We start from the raw sequence: 15,732 nt of genomic DNA, 5'->3' as shown, positions 1-15,732 counted from the left end.
CTACTCGATACGACAAGATCGCCGCCAACTTCCTTGGCTTCATCAAGCTCGCCAGCATCATGCTATGGCTCAAATGATTAAATCGTCACTACAGCCTAGTGGCGTAGCGGCGGAACAAGCTGTCGAGCATTTCCATGATGCCATTCAAGCACAGCCCGCCGCCTGCGGCCAGTTGAGTTGTTACCCCAAGTCGTCGGCGACGCGGGTGACGCTGATCGCCTGGGCGTTCATGGTGGCGCCGCCGAAGATGGTCATGAAGGCGATGTCGGTGGCGTCGCGGCCCACGGCGATGCGGACCATGGTTTCGACCGGCGCAAGGCCCGTGGCGTCGACCAGATGCCATGCGCCGTCCAGCCAGACTTCGACCACGGCGTGGAAGTCTGGCGGATCAAGATCAAGGGCGTAGACCGATACCAGCCGGGCGGGAATGTCGCGTGAACGGATGAGCGCGGCGGTGAGGTGGGCGTAGTCGCGGCAGACGCCCTGCTGCGCGACGAAGGTGTCGGCGGCGGTGGTGGTGATGTCGGAACTGCCCGGCACATAGACCAGATTGTCATGGACCCAGTCGACCAGCGCCTGCACCAGCGCCCCGCCATCCAGATCGGCAAAATGCCCGCAGACGAAGCTGACGAAGCGGTCGGCCTCGCAATAGCGGCTGGGCCAGATGAAGGGGAGGACGTCCTCCGGCAGGCTAGGGAGCGGGCTGCGGGCGAGGCTGGCGATATCGACCGACGGGCGGTCGATGTCCACCGTCGCCCGATAGGTGCTGAGCATGCGCCCCGTGCCGGTGCGGGTCCAGGTGCGACGACCGATGCCGCTGCCGCCGACCTTGTTGGTCAGCGGGCCGGCATTGTCGATAATATGCGACTGGGTGACGACCCGCTGGTCCGGTACGGCCGCCGCCTCCACGGCCAGAAGGACGTCGGTCGGTTCCGCAAATTGATAGTCGAGTATCGCTTCGATCGCGACGCGCATGGGGATAATTCCGATGTGAGAGGGGCAAGCCGATTCGGCGTTGCGCCGAGCAGCATCGAAGGGCTGCAAGGCGGACGCAAGCGGATTGGTCATGATCTGGGTTATAGATGGGATTCGTTTGCCGGAGGCCACCAAGTTTGGAGCCAGGGGGATGCGCAAATCATGTGGTGAAACCAATGGGCCCCAATTTGGTGCTGCTTGAAGCATGCCTTCGGAGACAAGGCGGAAATCGCATCATACTCAAATGCGTTCCAGTGCGTTGAGATGCCTGCTTTTCCGGCTGGTGACAGTGCCCGTTCGGACCGTCGATCTGGCCCCCGGCCTGCGCCGGGGGAGCGGGGAACAGCCGCTTTACATTAGCACGTGTTGGACCATATCGGCGCCCGTCATGGCCGGCCTGATAGGATTGGCGCGGCTTAACTTCGCACATTTCCCGCAAGTTCGGACATATTATTACGTTGCCCTGATCCTATCGGAAAGCGCCCCGTCCTTACCCAGACGGTAAAAGGCCCGCTGCGTGGGAAACGCGGCGGGCCTTTTCAGTGCGTGATGCGCAAGGCGGGCGGGGGGCCACATGGGTGCGATCCGGCTGATCCGGCCGGGCACACCGTCAGGGCTTATTCGCCATCATCCTCCGCATCGGGTCCGGTCATCATACCTTCGGCGACTTCCTCGGTCTTGCCGCGGATCGCCTGTTCCAGCTTGTCCGCCAGTTCGGGATGTTCCTTCAGATAGGTCTTCGCATTTTCCCGGCCCTGTCCGATGCGGACCGAGTCATAGGAAAACCAAGCGCCCGACTTTTCAACGATCCCGGCCTTGACGCCAAGGTCGAGCATCTCACCGATCTTGGAGATGCCTTCGCCATACATGATATCGAATTCGACCTGCTTGAAGGGCGGGGCGACCTTGTTCTTCACCACCTTCACGCGGGTCGCGTTGCCGACGATATCGTCGCGATCCTTGATCTGGCCGGTGCGGCGGATATCGAGACGCACCGATGCGTAGAATTTCAGCGCGTTACCGCCGGTCGTGGTTTCAGGGTTACCGTACATCACGCCGATCTTCATGCGCACCTGGTTGATGAAGATCACCATGCACTTGGACCGCGAGATCGAGCCGGTCAGCTTGCGCAGCGCCTGGCTCATCAGGCGGGCCTGAAGACCGACATGGCTGTCGCCCATTTCGCCTTCAATTTCCGCGCGCGGCACCAGCGCCGCGACCGAATCGATCACCAATATGTCGATGGCATTGGAGCGAACCAGCGTATCGACGATTTCCAGCGCCTGTTCGCCGGTATCCGGTTGCGACACGATCAGTTCGTCGATGTCGACCCCCAGTTTCTTGGCGTAACCGGGATCAAGCGCATGTTCCGCATCGACAAAAGCAGCGGTGCCGCCGCCTTTCTGCGCTTCGGCAATCGCATGCAGTGCCAGCGTCGTCTTGCCGGAGCTTTCCGGACCATAGATTTCGATGATCCGCCCTTTGGGCAAACCACCGATGCCGAGCGCGATGTCGAGGCCAAGGGAGCCGGTGGAGATGGACTCGATCTCCAGCTTCTCCCGGCTGCCGAGTTTCATCGCCGAGCCTTTGCCGAAGGCGCGGTCGATCTGCGCGAGCGCCGCGTCCAATGCTTTCTGTCTGTCCATGTTTCCCGTCTTCTTGGAATCGATGAGTGAGAGCAGTGCAGTCATCGGCCAGTCCTCTGTCAAGCGGAACCCATGATTCCGTGTGCCTGGACGATGATGTATCCTGTTTGTTCCAGAAGAACAAGAGGGGAACGGAAATTTCCTATCCTGTTCCTGCGATGGCGTTTCCTGGAGCGTGATTCGAGCCAGCAGGCGATCCCGCCTGTTTAGACAATGCTCTAGCCGCCCAATATCTTGCCCAGCGCACGCTCGACGGCGCCGATGGTGAAGGGCTTGGCGAGCGTCGGCCGGTCGGCATGGGTGGGCGGCAAATCGTCGGCCATACCGCCGGTGGCGAACACGAAGGGAATGTCCTGCTGCGCCAATATGTCGGCGACGGGCCAGCTTTTTTCACCCTGCAAGTTGCAATCGACCAGCGCGGCATCGAAACCGCCCGCGCTGGCCAGCGCACAGGCTTCATCGACCGAGGCAGCGAGGCCGTGCAGGCGATAGCCGAGCGCATCAAGATAATCCTCCAGCATCATGCCGATCATTGCCTCGTCCTCGACGATCAATATGCTCCTGGCGTCCGACATGCTGCTTAATCCCCGTTGATACAGCCGAATCGCTACCGCATCGCGGCGGCATTGCCCAGCATATTCACCTTGATCCAGCGCAGGGCTATTGCGCCGCCGATGCACTGGCCAGCGCATCGCGCGCGGCTTCGGCCAGTTGATTGACGGAGAAGGGCTTGGGCAGGAAGGCGACGTTGGCGATGTCGATCGACTTGCGCAACTGTTCCTCCGCATAGCCGGACATGAACAATACCGGCAGGTTCGGATGGGTGCGTCGCGCCTGCGCCACCATGGCGGGGCCGTCCATATTGGGCATGACCACATCGGAAATCAGCAGGTCGATCTTTTCCGCGCCGTCCAGCACTTCCAGCCCCTGTTCGCCATCATTGGCGGTCAGCACCTTATAGCCTTGCCGCGTCAGCGCGCGTTCGGCGACGGCACGGACCATATCCTCATCCTCCACCAGCAGCACGGTGCCGGTGCCCCAGGTTTCGGCACGCGGCACGGGCAGCTTTGGCGCGGCGGCCTGTTCGATGTCGGCACCACTATGGACCGGCAGGTAGATGACGAAGCTGGCGCCCCGGCCCAGTTCGGATTCGGCGAAGATATAGCCGCCTGACTGTTTCACGATGCCATAGACGGTGGAGAGGCCAAGGCCGGTGCCCTTGCCCAGTTCCTTGGTAGTGAAGAAGGGTTCGAAGATCTTCGCGAGAATGTCCGGCGGGATGCCAAGGCCGGTGTCGGACACGCGCAGCGCGGTATAGTCGGCCGCCGGCAGGATTTGCTGGCGCATTTCCCGCACCTTGATGGCAGGGACGGCATAGGTCTGGATATTGACGGTACCGCCTTCGGGCATGGCGTCGCGGGCGTTGACCGCAAGATTGACGACCACCTGCTCGAGTTGCCCCGGATCGGCGCGGATCGCGCCCAGATTGCGACCATGGGTGACGTCCAGCTTCACATTTTCGCCGAGCAGGCGCTTGAGCAGCGTGGAAACGTCGGCGACGATATCGGGCAGTTGCAGGATTTGCGGACGCAATGTCTGTTGCCGGGAGAAGGCGAGCAACTGGCGGGTGAGGCCGGCGGCGCGATTGCTGTTCGATTTGACCTGCTGGATATCGTCATAATCGCTGTCGCCCGGCGTATGGCGCATCAGCATCAGGTCGCAATGGCCGATGATCGCGGTCAGGATATTGTTGAAGTCATGCGCGACGCCGCCGGCGAGCTGGCCGATCGCCTGCATCTTGGTCGCCTGCGCGACCTGCCGCTTGAGATTGCTCTCCTCGCTATTGTCCTTGAGGCTGAGCAGCACCGCTGCTTCGCCAAGGCCGCGCACGCCAGCCAGCGACAGCGCGATCGGATCGTCGGGATTGCCGCGCATGCGCACGGCGATGTCGCCCGACATTTGCGGGCCGACGGCAAAGCGGCGCACCGCGTCGGCCACCGCCGCCTGATCCTCCCGCACGACGAGATCGCCGGGATAGCTGGGCTTTTCACCATCGCGCAGGCCGGCGACGCGGGCGAAGGCATTGTTGAGGAAGAGGACGCGGCCGTCCCGGTCCGCCATGGCAAGGCCGAAGGGCAGCAGCGAGAGCAGGGTTTCGATATAGGAGAGCGCCGACGTGCCGCCACCGCCCGAAGGCTCGTCGATGAGCAGCAGCAGCATCGGCCCGTCCTGCATCGAGGCCTGCGACCCGTTGGGCTGGGCGGCGCGCTTCAACGGCACCTGGAGCAGGCGCAGCGGCAGGCCGCCCTGCTCTTCCCGCGCGAGAAACAGCCGGCCCTTGTCATCCACCCGCATATGGGCGGCGAAATCCCGGCCGCTGATATTGGCGTCGATACGCCCGGCGGCGCGCAACATGAAGGCGCCATTGGCGGCGCGGATGCGGCCTTCCCCGCCGATCATCACTGCCATGATGCCGGCTTCGCCCAACTGGCGGCCGGCTTCCCCGGTCAGGAAGCGGTTGACGTCGTCCAAAGCGCTGGGCTGGCGCACAGGCGTGAAGCGCCAGAGCAGATAGTCTTCCGACCGGCCGGTGCGGGCGATGTCGATATCGAGGCGCAGGGCACCTTGGGTGAAGCCCTCCACCTTAGCCTCGCCATCGCGCCAGGCGGCGCGGGCGGCTTTGGCCAGCGTATCGGCCAGCGCTTCGTCGGTGGTGACGGCGGGCGGGGTCGGATAGCCGGGGAACCATTCGCCGAACAGGTCGCTGGCGCAGACAAGGCGGCCGGCCCGGTCGGTGACGGCGATCGCCATGCTGGAGGCGTCGGCGGCAGCGCGCGCGACCGTCCAGTCGGGCGTGGCTTCGCGGTCGGATATCTGGGGCGGATACAGATGCTGGTACCAGGTCAGCAGAGCGGCGGCGGTGAGGATGGTGGCGCCGAATCCGGCGGCCAGCGGCCAGCTGCCCACGGCATAGAGGACAAGCGCAGCCGACGCCAGCGCGGCCAGGATCAGCAGCGGCAACGCCAGTCGCGAGCGTGGCTGGATCAGCCAGGCCTCTTCACCTCTTTTCAAACCCGATGTCCTGCTTTTGGTACCAAAACGCTCAGGCGTCAGGCGCCCGTCGCCTTCTCCAATGCGCCGCTTTTATGGACCTTGCCAATCCTCAATTTGCGCGCCTGCCATTTCCGGCCCATGCGGTGGCGCCAGAACCAGTCGGCGACCACATAGCCGATCACGGCGCTGACGAACGAGATGAGGAAGAGGCCGATCAGCATGGCCGGGGCGGCCTCCGACAACAGCCATGTGGTCCATTCCCGTACCGAGGCATGGCCATCGACCAGCGCCATGAAGCCCGATGCGTCGGCGCTGCGGCCGAGCATCCAGTTGCCCAGCCACACCGACGCCATCAGGATGAGCGGGGTGGTCGCGGGGTTGGAGAGGAACGTCATGGCCGCCGCCACCGGGATGTTCGCGCGGAAGGGCAGTGCGAGCAACGCCGCACCGGCGATCTGGATGCCGGGGATCAGCAGGAAGATGCCTACGAACAGGCCCAGCGCCACGCCGCGCGGCACCGAGCGGCGGGTGAAGCGCCAGAGCGAGGGTTCCAGCACGCGATGGGCGACGGGGGCGAGGATACGGCTCTTTTCCAGCGATTCGCGGGTCGGGGCATTGGCATGCCACCATCGGGTGAGCCGATTGTCCATGGATCAGCCCTTGTCCCGCATGATGCGCTGCTGATCCCGTTTCCAGTCGCGATCCTTGATCGTCTCGCGCTTGTCGTGGGTCTGCTTGCCCTTGGCCAGCGCCAGTTCGATCTTGGCGCGGCCAGTGCTGTTGAAATAGATCATCAGCGGCACCAGCGTCATGCCCTTGCGCGACACGGCGCTGTGCATCTTCTCGATCTCCCGCTCATGCAGCAGCAGCTTGCGGGGGCGCTTTGGTTCGTGATTTTCGCGGTTGCCGTGGCTATATTCGGGGATGTTGCTGTTCACCAGAAACACCTGATTGCCCTTCACCTCGGCATAGCTTTCGGCGATATTGCCCTCACCGCCGCGCAGGGCCTTCACCTCCGTCCCTTGCAGGGCGATGCCGGCTTCGAATACGTCCTCGATGAAATAATCGAAACGCGCGCGCCGGTTTTCGGCGACGATCTTCTTCTTGTCGAAGGTAGCGGGGCGGGGACGGGCCATGACTGTCTAACTACTCATTTCACTCTAAGGGGCCACATCTATATGGGCCACCGGCCGCGACTTTACACGAGGCCGGCGATCTCCAGCGCGCGATCGACCGCCGAACGGCTCGATTCCGACGGCCAGGTGATGGGCAGGCGGACGTCGCTGGGCATGTCGGCGCGGACGCGGGTAAGCGCATATTTGACCGGGCCGGGCGACGAATCGCTGAACAGCGCATCGTGCAGCGGGTAAAGGCGATCCTGCAACGCCAGCGCGCCGTCCCAGTCATGCGCGGCGCAGGCCGCCTGGAAATCAGCGCACAGGCGCGGCGCGACATTGGCGGTGACGCTGATGCAGCCGCGGCCGCCCATCGCGTTGAAGCCGAGCGCGGTTTCGTCATTGCCCGATAGCTGGCAGAAATCGGGACCACAGGCGAGGCGCTGGGCGGTGACGCGACCAAGATTGCCGGTGGCGTCCTTGATCCCGACGATCGACTGATATTCCTCGGCCAGGCGGTACATGACCGGGACGCCGATGTCGGTGATGGTGCGACCGGGCACATTGTAGAGCAGGATCGGCAGGTCGCAGCGTTCGGCGAGGTACGCGAAATGCTGGTACACGCCATCCTGATTGGGCTTGTTATAATAGGGTGCGACGACCAAAGCGGCGTTCGCGCCGGCCCCCTGCGCGGCATACATATGTTCGAGCGCGATTCGCGTGTCGTTCGACCCGCAGCCGGCAATGACGGGGACGCGGCCGGCAGCCTGATCGACGCAGATGGCGATGACCCGGTTATGCTCTTCCACCGTCATGGTGGCGCTTTCGCCGGTGGTGCCGCAGGGAACAAGCGCGCTCGACCCTTCCGCGATCTGCCAGTCGACCAGCGCGCGAAACGCCGCCTCATCCACCCGTCCGTCGCGAAACGGGGTCACCAGAGCCGGAATCGAGCCCGAAAACATGATTAAACTCCTTCAAATCTCCGGGCAGCCGGGGCATGATCGGTCGAGCCGCGCGCTATAGCGCGTCATTCAGGGCCTGATAAGGATGCAATTGCGATTATGTCCAGCATGCGCGCGCCCCCAATTGTCGAAAGTTACCTGATCCGCATGCCTATCATTGCCCTTTTGCTGATGACCGCCGGTGCCGGCGCGCAGACCGAGACGGTTCAGCGCATCCCGCCCGAATATCCCGCGAGCAGCGGCCCCATGGTGCAGCCCCTGCCCGCCCAAGGCACTCAGGGTTCCGGGCCTAGCCCCTGGCAGCAGGCGCAGAGCCGAATCGGCGTGGCGCAGGACGGCAGCATCGGCAGCACGATCAATACATGGCGGGCGTTGCAGCAGAGCGATGGCCTGGGCTTTTCCACCTATGCCAGCTTCATCGTCGCCAATCCCGGCTGGCCGGGCGAGGACCGGATGCGGCGGCTGGCGGAGACGGGCATCAATCCCGACAGTTTCGACCCCAATCAGGTTGCCGGCTTCTTCGCGCGCTTCCCGGCGCGCACCGCGACCGGCCATGCCCGCAACGCCGTGGCGCTGATGCAACTGGGCCGGATGGACGAGGCGCGGGTGGCCGCGCGCAATGCCTGGATCGGCGGATCGCTGAGCGTGACGGACGAGGCGCGGCTGTTGTCGCTGTTCGGATCCAGCCTGACGCTGGCCGATCATGACCAGCGTGCCGATGCGCTGCTGTGGGCCAATGACAGCAATGGCGCGGCGCGGATGATCGCCTATGTCAGCCCGGCGCGCCGGGCCGCGTTCCAGGCGCGGATCGCCTTCCGCCGCCAGTCGCCGGACGCCGCCAGCCTGATGCAGGCGGCCGAGGGGATCGGCGCGAGCGATGCCGGCTATGTCGCCGACAAGGCGGCCTGGCTGCGCGACACGGGCAACTGGGTCGCGGCGCGGCAATATCTGGCGAACCGGGGGAGCGTCACATACCGCCCCAGCAATGCCGAGAAATTCTATGAAGTGCTGCTGGGGCAGGCGCGGGCCGCCGCCAATGACAGCCAGTGGAGCTTTGCCTATGGCATCGCCAGCAAGATCGACGATGCGATTGCGCCGGGCACCGATGTCAGCATCCAGCCGATCGGCGTGCGCGACGATTATACCAGCCTCGCCTGGCTGGCGGGCAGCACCGCCTTCTACAATCTCAACCGGCCGACCGACGCGGTCATCATGTTCCGCCGCTATGCCGACGCGGCCAAGTCGCCCCAGACCAAGTCGAAGGGCTATTATTGGGCCGGACGCGCCGCATTGCAGACCGGCGACGCGGCGAGCGCCAACAGCTATTTTGCCCAAGCCGGCGCCTATCCAGACCAGTTTTATGGTCAACTGGCGCTGGAGCGGCTGGGCCGGCCGATCCCCGCCCCTGCCACAGTCGAGCGGCCGGTGCCGATATCCGCCGCCGAACGCACTGCTTTCGACAATCGGACCGTGGTACGCGCGGTCAAGGCGCTGGGGCAGATGGGCTATTGGGAGGACCAGAGCAAGTTTGCCCGCGCCATCGCCAATAATGCCGACAGCGACGTCGACCATTATCTGGCCGCCGAACTGGCACAGAAGATCGGGCGGCCGGATATGGGCGTGATGGTGGGCCGCCGCGCCGTGTCGAGCGGCCTGACCGGCTATGGCGAGGCGGCCTTCCCCCGCGTCCCCGTGCCGTCGGAGGCGCAATATAACTGGACCATGGTCCATGCCATCGCCCGGCAGGAAAGCCAGTTCGACAAGCAGATCGTGTCCCATGCGGGCGCGCGCGGCCTGATGCAGTTGATGCCCGGCACCGCGCGCGAGCAGGCGGGGAAGCTGGGCATGGGGTACAACCCCGGATCGCTGAACGAGCCGAGCTACAACATCATGCTGGGATCATCCTATTTCCAGCGGATGCTGGACTATTACGGCGGCAGCTATCCGCTCGCCGTGGCGGCTTATAATGCCGGGCCGGGCAATGTGAACAAATGGGTCCGCGCCAATGGCGACCCGCGCATGCCGGGCGCCGACATGCTGCGCTGGATCGAGGCTATCCCGATCTTCGAGACGCGCAACTATGTGCAGCGGGTGCTGGAAAATGCCGTGGTCTATGAGGCGATGAACCCGGAGCGGGCGAAGTTCCGGGGCACCAGTGCCGTGCTGAGCCGCTATCTGGGGAAGCAGACGCCGGGTTGATTTTGGTTCGCGCGGAGGCGTGGAGACGCGCAGGGTTGTGAGGCCGCTGCGCGGCGGTTTTTCGGCCGCAGGCCGCTGCCAAAAATCTCCGCGCCTCCGCGTCTCCGCGCGAATCCATTTCTCTGCGGTCCCTGCGCCGCTGCGCGAACAAAATTGCGCAACCGCCCCGGCAACGGATAAGGCTGCGCCATGACCGTCCCCTATCCCAACTATATCTCGCCCGAAGGCTTCGCGAAGCTGCGCGCCGAATATGACCATCTGCTGGGCGTCGAGCGGCCGGCGATCGTCGAGGTGGTGAGCTGGGCGGCGGGCAATGGCGATCGCAGCGAGAATGGCGATTATCTGTACGGCCGCAAGCGGATGCGGGAGATCGACTTTCAGTTGAAGCGCCTGTCGAAGAAGATGAAGGACGCCAAGGTCGTGGATGCGCGGGAGCAGCCGGACAAGGGCCGGGTCTATTTCGGCGCGACCGTCACCATCGCGGACGAGGATGACAACCATCGCACCGTGACGATCGTGGGCAATGACGAGACGGATGTGGACGCCGGGCGGATCGGTTGGGGATCGCCGATCGCACGGGCGCTTCGGGGCGCGGCGGTGGGCGATCTGCGCCGTGTAATATTGCCGGCGGGCGAGAAGGAATATGAGGTGATGGCGATCGGTTATCCGGCCTGAGGCCGCGCGCCCAGCGTAATTTGAGACAGCGAGTTGGACAGTTGTTTCGGTTTGCGCGGTTCATGCGCAGGCAGAAGCAATCGCCTTATTCATGATTTTGAATCACGGATGATGCCGCGATCAACCAGTGGCGGAAATCGGCCATGGCGGGACTGTCGGGGCGCGACATGAGGCGGGTGAGCCAATAGCCGCCCAGATCGACGGAGGCTGCGAAAGGCTGGACCAGTCGACCGGCGCGCAGGTCGGCTTCGAACAGCAAGGGCGGGGCCAGAGCGACGCCCATACCGCGCAGCGCCGCCTGTATCATCAGGATCGAACTGTCGAACACCGGACCGCGCAGCGGCGGGCAAGTGGCGTCGGCCAGCGCGAACCAGCGTGGCCATTCATCGGCGCGATAGGAGCGAAGCAGGGTTTGCCGGGCGAGCGCGGTGGGATCGGGCAGGCGCGCGGCGAGGTCCGGGGTACAGAGCGGGGCGAGCGGCGCGCGCAGGATCGGGTCGGCATGGGTGCCGTGCCAGGCGCCGTCGCCGAAGCGAATGGCAAGGTCCAGCCCCTCCCCCGCCAGATCGACGCGATTATTGTTGGTCATGATGCGCAGGTCGACATGGGGACAGGCGCGGGCGAAATCGTCCAGCCGATCCAGCAGCCAGCCCGCCGCGAAGGTGCCGACCACGCCGATGTTCAATATCTCGCGCGGACGGCCGCCTTCGATCCGATCCAGCGTCGCGCCGATCCGATCCAGCGCATCGCCCATGACCGGGAGCAAGGCCCGCCCCTCGTCCGTGAGCATCAGGCCGCGCGGCAGGCGACGGAAGAGCGGCGCACCGAGGCGCGCTTCCAGTTGCGCGACCTGCTGGCTGACCGCACCCTGGCTGACGCACAGTTCGATCGCGGCTTTGGTGAAGTTCAGGTGGCGCGCCGACGCCTCGAACGCGCGCAGGGCATTGAGGGGCAGTTGGGCGCGGTCCATGGCGATGAGACATAAGCTCATCTTATGGCTCCGTCGAGAAATGATGCTTTGTTCAGGGCATAGGCGCGGGGCAATCTGTTTGCATTCAAGGCAAGGAGGCGGATCAATGCGGAAGATGGCGTATCTGGCTATTAGTGTGGCTGGGATGATGATGACGGGCGCCGGCAAGCCGGACGACCCGCTGACACGACCGATCGCGCCGGAGTCCGCCAAGCGCTGGCTGGCGCCGCAGCCGGCGGTGCGATTGCATGGCGACACCTATCTGGTCGGCTTTGGCGGGCTGAACGTCGCGCTGATCCGCACCAGCGCGGGGCTGATCCTGATCGACGGGGCGGTGCCGCAGGCGGTGGGCGATATCGAGCGGAAGATCGGCGCACTGGGCTTTTCGATCAGGCAGGTGAAGCTGATCCTGAGCACGGAACCACATTTCGACCATGCCGGCGGCATCGCCGCGCTGGCGCGGGACAGCGGCGCGACGGTGATCGCGAGTGGCCCGGCCGCCGCCGTGCTGCGCCAGGGCGGCGGCGATCCCGACGATCCGCAGGCGGCCTGGCTGGAGCGCTTCCCCGGCGTGACGAAACTGCGCGTGGCGCGCGATGGCGAGGCGATCCGGCTGGGCGATACGATCGTCACCGCGCAGGCGACGCCGGGCCATACGCTGGGCAGCATGAGCTGGCGCTGGAAAAGTTGCGAGGGGAAGGATTGCAGAACGATCGTCTTTGCCGCCAGCCTCAATCCGATCGCCGCCGATGGCTGGCGCTTTGCCGATCCCGCACATAAGCGCTTCGTGGCGGCATTTCGGACCAGCTTCGCGCGGGTGAAGGCGATGCCGTGCGACATATTGATCGCATCGCACCCACAGGATGGCGATGCGGAACGGGTGGCGCAACTGGCCAGGATGCGCACGCCCAATCCCTTTGTCGATCCCGGCATATGCCGCCGTTATGCGGAGCGGGCGGACGCGGCGCTGACGAAGAAGCTGGCGGAATAGGAGGGCGGCCGCATCCGGGCGAAGGCGGACGTGCCTGGCCCCGAAAGCGAAACGGATAGACCGGGCACCCTCCATGCTTTCGCAGGTGTATGGCAGCCCTTCCAGAGCAGCGCGCTTCAGGGCCGTTCGACATTCAGTTCTGACGGCCTGCAAATGGCGCTTTTCCGTGCTTCCGGTGCTCACCTACTTTGAGTAGGCTGCGCTCCGGGTCACGTAAAAACACCATTTTACCTCCGGTGGCCTGCGGCTCGGCTCGCCATCTCCTGAATGTCGATCGGCCCTAGTATGACCCGATCGTCCTCAGCCTGTCGAGCCGCAGGCGACCGAAGGTCAACGACGCGCGCGACGTCCTTCGACAGGCTCAGGACGAACGGAAATCGGGTGATCCCAATTGAACGCTCGATGCTCTAATCGTGCGGGCGGAGCGCCTGGTTGAGGGTTTCTATGACGGCGTCGATCGGTTCGGTGACGGTCACGCTGCGCCCCTCGCCAAAGCGGATGCGGGTGCCGTCGGTGACCTGGGTGACGAAGGTGACCTGCGTAGGGTTGATCGCGGTCTGGGTGCGATCGGTGCCGACGAACATCACGAGCATGGCTTGCCTCTCCTTATGCTTTGGATGAACAGCCTAACGCTTTTGTGCGGCGATGCCAGCGCGATATTAGAGCATCGTGCGGAAAAGTGGGGACCGGTTTTTCGATTAAAACGATGCGAAAACAAAAAACTAGAGCGCGCGACCTGCGCCGGATTCAACGCAGCGCGCTCTAGCCGGTGTTGCGCGCGCAGGATGTTCAGGCCGCGCGGACCGCCGCGATGAAGCCGCCGGCGCGCTGTTCCAGCCGGTGCGCCTCCCCCGCCATCCGGTCCGCGACGTCGCGCATGCCCCGCGCCGCCAGCGCCGTGGCCTGCGCATTGTCGCTGATCTGGCGCGCGCCGGTGCGGATATGGGCGCTGGCGGCGCCGGCCTCCGCCACGCTGTCGGCCATGGTGCGGCTGAAGGCGCTCTGGCGCGCCACCGCTTCGAACACCGCTGCCGACAACCGGTCGGCGCGGGTCATGGTGGCGTCCATATGGGCGTGGCCGGCTGCCACCTCCCCGATGGCGGCGCGGATATGGTCGATGCGCCCGGATATGCCGGCCGCAGCCTCGCGGGTCTGCTGCGCGAGCGATTTCACTTCCCGCGCGACGACGGCAAAGCCCTGCCCCGCCTCCCCGGCGCGAGCGGCCTCTATCCCGGCATTGAGCGCCAGCATGGCGGTGGCCCTGGCGATGCTGTCGATCAGGGCGATCACGTCGCCGATGCCGTCGGCCTCGATCCGCAGCGCGGCGCTACGCGCCATGCCGGAGCGGCTGCGTGCGGCGGCTTCGGCAATGGCTTGCCCGGCGGCTTCCGCTTCGGCCTCCATCGCACGGAACAACTGGCCCAGTTCGGTTCCGCCAGCGGCCAACTGGCCCAGCCGTTCGGCGGTCTGTGCCGCCGCAACCGCCATGGCGGCCGAATCGGCACCATCACCGGCCGCGCGCACCGCCGCCTGCCCCGCCAGCGCCGACAGCCGTTCGGCCATCGCGGCCATGTCGACGATCATCGTCGCGATATCGTGGCGGAAGGCCGCGCTTTCCTGCGTGATCTGCTCGACCCGCACCGCTCGTTCCAGCGCCACGCGGGCGTCGCGCTCTGCCGCGAGGCGCAGCAGCAGCGGGCCGCCCAATATGCCTGCATACCGGCCGCCATCGGTGACGATCAGTCCTTCGCAGCCCGCGCCCTGCGCCGCGAAGAGGTCGACCAGCGCCTCTACGCTTTCCATGCGATCGACCGTGGCGCAGGGGCGGACATGATCGTCGAGGCGACCGCCGAAACTGGGGTTGCGCAGCAGCGCATGGCCGAAGGGGTTGAACAGGATGCGGCGCATATCGCGCTCGTAGATCGCGCCCACTGGACGATCCGCCATATCCAGCACCGGCAACAGGCGCAGACCCGAATCGCTCTGGAACCAGTCGACCGCCTCGCTGAGCGGACGGCCCAGCCGGATGATCGGGCTGCGCTGGGCCAGCGCAAAGTCCGGCGAGGCAGAAGCGTCGGACACGGTGAGGGGAACGGCGTTCATGGCGGCCGGCCTAGCCCCCTATTGGTAAATACGGCGTTAGATTTTGATGACGGTTTTGTTACAAGATACTGTTTTTACTATATTTCTGCCTTATATCCGAAGGCATCTTGCGCCAGTTTGACGATCGCCGGATCGGCATCCGGAAAGTCCAGCGGCACCAGTTTCTCCAGCCGATCAGCGACATAGGTCAACGCCGCGATCCGCCCCGCCTTGCGATTGTTATTGTCGATCACCTGCCAGGGGGCGTGTTTGGTGTCGGTCTTCTTGAACATCGCGTGCATCGCGTCGAGATAGTCGGCGCGCCTGGCCCGGTTGCGATAATCGTCGGCGCCGGTCTTCCAACGCTTCCATGGCGTGTCGATCCGCTGGGCCAGTTGTTCGTCCTGCACCTTTTGCGTGATGTGGACGAACAGCTTCACGAAATTCGTGCCGGACTGCGCCAACTGTTTTTCAAAGGCGTTGATCTCGTCATAGCCGCGCTTCCAGTCGGATTTGCTGCAATAGCCCTCCACCCGCTCGACCAGCACGCGGCCGTACCAGCTTCGGTCGAAGATGCCGATATTGTGGCTGGCGGGCAGGCGGGTCCAGAAACGCCAGAGGAAATGATGATCCTGCTCGATCTGGGTCGGCGCTGATATCGGATGGACCTGATAATAACGCGGATCCCAGTCGGCGCTCAGCCGCTTGATGATGCCGCCCTTGCCCGCCGCGTCCCAGCCTTCCAGCAGGATGACGCTGCGCCGCCCGTGCAGGATATGGGCGACCTGAATCTTGGCGAGTCGCTGCTGGAGAGCGACGAGGTCGGCCTCATAATCGCCTTTATATTTCGCGCCCTGTTCGTAATCGGCAAGGTCGATGGTCATGGGCGCGTCTCCGATGCTGTTGCTATGGCAGGCAACGCCTTGGAGCGGGAAAAGTCAAATTTGGCCGCGCGGTAGCGGCCGGAAGACGGAAAAAAGAGGAAACACGCGGAGGCGCGGAGACGCGGAGGGTTTTTGTCTCTGCGGCTCCGCGCCTCTGCGCGAACAATGTCTTCCGGCGC

At 64.6% G+C, this 15,732-nt stretch carries 14 protein-coding genes; 3 read left to right on the top strand and 11 right to left on the bottom strand.

The genetic code is table 11. From position 1 onward, the window contains the following. Positions 1-180: 180 nt before the first annotated feature. From ASE85_RS08635 to dapA, 7 genes are all read right to left on the bottom strand, one after another. Positions 181-975 (bottom strand): transglutaminase-like domain-containing protein, encoded by a 795-nt coding sequence (locus ASE85_RS08635; protein ID WP_056686691.1) that lies wholly within the window; start codon positions 973-975, stop codon positions 181-183. Positions 976-1,592: 617 nt separating this feature from the next. Beyond that, complete coding sequence (gene recA, locus ASE85_RS08630) at positions 1,593-2,666, bottom strand: recombinase RecA (RefSeq protein ID WP_056686688.1); 1,074 nt, start codon at positions 2,664-2,666, stop codon at positions 1,593-1,595. A 173-nt stretch (positions 2,667-2,839) separates the two neighbouring features. After that, a complete protein-coding gene (locus tag ASE85_RS08625; protein WP_056686685.1) occupies positions 2,840-3,196 on the bottom strand; it encodes a response regulator in 357 nt (118 codons plus the stop codon). Between the two features lie 85 nt (positions 3,197-3,281). Then, on the bottom strand, positions 3,282-5,693 hold the full coding sequence (locus ASE85_RS08620; protein ID WP_443018493.1) for an ATP-binding protein: 2,412 nt from the start codon (positions 5,691-5,693) through the stop codon (positions 3,282-3,284). A gap of 38 nt (positions 5,694-5,731) precedes the next feature. Beyond that, complete coding sequence (locus ASE85_RS08615; protein ID WP_056686682.1) at positions 5,732-6,325, bottom strand: DUF2062 domain-containing protein; 594 nt, start codon at positions 6,323-6,325, stop codon at positions 5,732-5,734. A 3-nt stretch (positions 6,326-6,328) separates the two neighbouring features. Then, positions 6,329-6,811, bottom strand: a complete 483-nt coding sequence (gene smpB, locus ASE85_RS08610; RefSeq protein WP_056686679.1) for an SsrA-binding protein SmpB — start codon at positions 6,809-6,811, stop codon at positions 6,329-6,331. 62 nt (positions 6,812-6,873) lie between these two features. Continuing rightward, positions 6,874-7,752, bottom strand: coding sequence for a 4-hydroxy-tetrahydrodipicolinate synthase (gene dapA, locus ASE85_RS08605; RefSeq protein WP_056686676.1), 879 nt, complete (start codon positions 7,750-7,752; stop codon positions 6,874-6,876). Positions 7,753-7,851: 99 nt separating this feature from the next. Between dapA and ASE85_RS08600 the strand changes: the two genes are divergently transcribed. Together ASE85_RS08600 and greB are read left to right on the top strand one after the other, a co-directional pair. Then, positions 7,852-9,951, top strand: coding sequence for a lytic transglycosylase domain-containing protein (locus tag ASE85_RS08600; RefSeq protein WP_056686673.1), 2,100 nt, complete (start codon positions 7,852-7,854; stop codon positions 9,949-9,951). Positions 9,952-10,140: 189 nt separating this feature from the next. After that, positions 10,141-10,626, top strand: a complete 486-nt coding sequence (gene greB / locus ASE85_RS08595) for a transcription elongation factor GreB (RefSeq protein ID WP_056686670.1) — start codon at positions 10,141-10,143, stop codon at positions 10,624-10,626. Between the two features lie 85 nt (positions 10,627-10,711). Here the strand turns inward: greB and ASE85_RS08590 are convergent, their stop codons facing one another. Beyond that, positions 10,712-11,596, bottom strand: a complete 885-nt coding sequence (locus tag ASE85_RS08590; protein ID WP_056686666.1) for a LysR family transcriptional regulator — start codon at positions 11,594-11,596, stop codon at positions 10,712-10,714. Positions 11,597-11,702: 106 nt separating this feature from the next. Between ASE85_RS08590 and bla the strand changes: the two genes are divergently transcribed. Continuing rightward, a complete protein-coding gene (gene bla, locus ASE85_RS08585; RefSeq protein WP_056686663.1) occupies positions 11,703-12,587 on the top strand; it encodes a subclass B3 metallo-beta-lactamase in 885 nt (294 codons plus the stop codon). Between the two features lie 407 nt (positions 12,588-12,994). Here the strand turns inward: bla and ASE85_RS08580 are convergent, their stop codons facing one another. From ASE85_RS08580 to ASE85_RS08570, 3 genes are all read right to left on the bottom strand, one after another. Further along, on the bottom strand, positions 12,995-13,180 hold the full coding sequence (locus ASE85_RS08580) for a hypothetical protein (protein WP_056686660.1): 186 nt from the start codon (positions 13,178-13,180) through the stop codon (positions 12,995-12,997). A gap of 196 nt (positions 13,181-13,376) precedes the next feature. Further along, positions 13,377-14,690 (bottom strand): methyl-accepting chemotaxis protein, encoded by a 1,314-nt coding sequence (locus ASE85_RS08575; RefSeq protein WP_056686656.1) that lies wholly within the window; start codon positions 14,688-14,690, stop codon positions 13,377-13,379. A 77-nt stretch (positions 14,691-14,767) separates the two neighbouring features. Continuing rightward, a complete protein-coding gene (locus tag ASE85_RS08570; protein ID WP_056686653.1) occupies positions 14,768-15,553 on the bottom strand; it encodes a polyphosphate kinase 2 family protein in 786 nt (261 codons plus the stop codon). Between the last annotated feature and the right edge of the window lie 179 nt (positions 15,554-15,732).

It is taken from the genome of Sphingobium sp. Leaf26 (assembly GCF_001421665.1).
In the GTDB taxonomy this organism is placed as follows: domain Bacteria; phylum Pseudomonadota; class Alphaproteobacteria; order Sphingomonadales; family Sphingomonadaceae; genus Sphingobium.
This window is presented reverse-complemented; position numbering and strand designations above follow the sequence as displayed.